At 70.6% G+C, this 2,846-nt stretch carries 1 protein-coding gene; it reads right to left on the bottom strand.

Features of this window, described 5'->3' with window-relative positions:
- Nucleotides 1-2,846 (bottom strand): type I polyketide synthase (locus BIV23_RS42855; RefSeq protein ID WP_143079243.1); only part of this gene is annotated, 2,846 nt, incomplete at both ends.

Raw genomic sequence — 2,846 nt, 5'->3', positions numbered from 1 at the left:
CCCCCACCACCCCCGCCACATGAGCGGCGTCGACTGCGTCGAAGGGCTTGTAGTCGGGGACACCCGCGGCATGGAAGACCGCACTGACGCGGTGGCGCGAGAGCAGGTCGGCGACAGCGGTCCGGTCGGACACGTCGCAGGCCTCCACACTCACGTGACGCGCGCCCAAGTCGTGCAGGTCGGCGACGAGTTCGTCGGCGCCAGGGGCGCCGGCTCCCTGGCGGCTGGTGAGGACCAGGTCGGTGGCCCCACGCCGGACGAGCCAGCGCGCGACATGTGCACCGAGGGCACCCGTGCCACCGGTGACCAGGACCTTCCCTCCGGGCTTCCAGCCCTGGTCCGTGGGCTGCCGCGCAGGCTCCGGCCGAAGCCTGCGGGCATGGATCCGGCCGTCGCGGAGGGCGAGTTGGTCCTCCGCCGAGGACGCCAGGGCCGACGCGAGGAGTTCCGCGGTGTCCTCGTCCGGCACCTCCGGCAGATCGACGAGGCCGCCCCAACGGTCGGGGTGTTCCAACGCGGCCACACGTCCCAGCCCCCAGACGGCCGCCTGCTCAGCGCGCAGCGGACCGCCGTCCAGGTGCTCGATACGGACCGCGCCTCGGGTCACCAGCCAGACGGGTCCTTCGACCTCCGCGTCACCCGTCGCCTGGGTGGCCACGAGCGCCTGCACGACCGTGTCGCACAGGACGACGACTCCGGCGAACTGCGGGCTCGGAACGGCGGCGCCGACGGCTCGGGCGAGTTCGGCGCGGTCGGGTTCGTCGGCGAGCGGCAGGAGCAGGTGGTCGGGCAGTGCGGCGGTGACGGTCTCCAGGTGTGCCGACTGCCCCGCCGAGTGGAGCACCAGCCACGGCCCGGCCTGGCCGACACCCGTCGTGAGAGTGACCTCTTGCCAGTCGACGCGGTACTGCCAGCCGGCCACCTCGGCCCGCACGACGCGGTCCCGGCGCCGGGTCGAGAGTTCCGCCAGGACCTTCTGGACGACGTCCTCGCCCATGTTCAAGCTGTCGGCCAGCTCGCGTGCTTCCTCGGGTTCGGTGGGCTCCCAGAGTTCGACATCGCGCACGACCTCGCTGCGCTTGGTCTGCGGCCAGAACCGTTCACGCTGGAAGGGGTACGTCGGCAGATCGACACCGACCGTGGAGGGCTGACCGAGCACCGCCGTCCAGTCGACGAAGAGACCCGCCGTGTATCCGGCGGCGACGCACCCGACGACGGTCTCCGCCTCGCTCCTGTCCTTGCGGAGCATCGGTACGAACAGTGCGTCACCGGCGTCGTCGTACGGAACGCAGCTCTGGGCGAGGGCGGTGAGGGTGCCGTCGGGTCCGATCTCCAGGAAACGCGTCACACCCTCGGCGACGAGCGCGGCCACGCCATCGGCGAAGCGCACCGCCTCACGGACATGCCGCACCCAGTAATCCGCCGACGCCAACTCCCCGTCCACAGCGAGCTGTCCGGTGACGTTCGAGACGAGGGGGATCGACGGTGCGGCGTATCTGATGCCTTCGGCGACGCGGCGGAAGGCGTCGAGCATCGGCTCCATCAACGGCGAGTGGAAGGCGTGCGAGACCCGCAGACGCGACGACCGCCGCCCCCGCGCCTTCAGCTCTTCGGCGACCTCGACGACCGCCGACTCCACACCCGCGATCACGACCGCGCGGGGACCGTTGACCGCGGCGATCGACACCTCGTCCGCACGGCCTTCGACCAGCGGGGCCACTTCCTCCTCGGCGGCCTCCACCGCCACCATCACACCACCGGCCGGCAACTCCTGCATCAACCGCCCACGCGCCACCACCAGAGCGCAGGCATCCCCCAGCGACAACACACCCGCCACATGCGCCGCAGCGACCTCACCGATCGAATGCCCGATCAGGACATCAGGACGCACCCCGAACGACTCCACCAGACGGAACAACGCCACCTCGACCGCGAACAACGCGGGCTGCGCCCACTCCGTACGACCCAGCCGCCCCGCATCCTCCCCGAAGACGACATCACGCAACTCCGCACCTACATGAGCGCACACCGCGTCGAAAGCCTCCGCGAACACCGGGAAGGCCTCGTACAATTCACGCCCCATCCCCAACCGCTGCGCACCCTGACCCGAGAACAGGAACGCCGTCCTGCCTGAGTCGGCTGCCGTGCCCTGCACCAGGTTCGCCGCCGGGTCTCCGACAGCCAGGCAGTCGAGGCCGGCCAGCAGTTCCGCACGATCACGGCCGTGGATGACGGCCCGGTACTCGAAGGGCGTCCGGGTGGTGACCAGAGCGCTCGCCACAGCGGCGGGCGCGAGATCGGTGTTCGTCTGCGCGTAGGCATGCAGGCGGGTGGCTTGGGAGCGCAGGGCGTCGGGTGTGCGCCCGGACAGCACCCACGGCACCACCGGCACACTCGGCCACTCGGCCGCCTCCACCGTCTCGACAGGCGCCTGCTCCAGGATGACGTGCGCGTTCGTACCACTCAACCCGAACGACGACACACCCGCACGCCGCACCCGCCCAGCATCCCCCACCCACACCCGACTCCCCGTCAGCAACCGCACATCCCCCGCCGACCAGTCCACATGCGAGGACGCCTCTCCCACATGCAACGTCGCCGGCAACACACCATGCCGCAACGCCTCCACCATCTTGATCACACCAGCCACACCGGCAGCCGCCTGCGTATGACCGATGTTCGACTTCACCGACCCCAGCCACAACGGACGCCCACCCTGGCGGCCCTGCCCATACGTCGCCAGCAGCGCCTGCGCCTCGATCGGATCCCCCAGCCTCGTACCCGTACCATGCGCCTCCACCACATCCACATCAGCAGCGGACACACCCGCCGCCTCAAGCGCAGCC

It is taken from the genome of Streptomyces monashensis (assembly GCF_001866665.1).
Taxonomy (GTDB): Bacteria; Actinomycetota; Actinomycetes; order Streptomycetales; family Streptomycetaceae; genus Streptomyces; species Streptomyces monashensis.
Note: the sequence above shows the minus strand (reverse complement) of the source record. Positions and strands in the feature narration are given on the sequence as shown.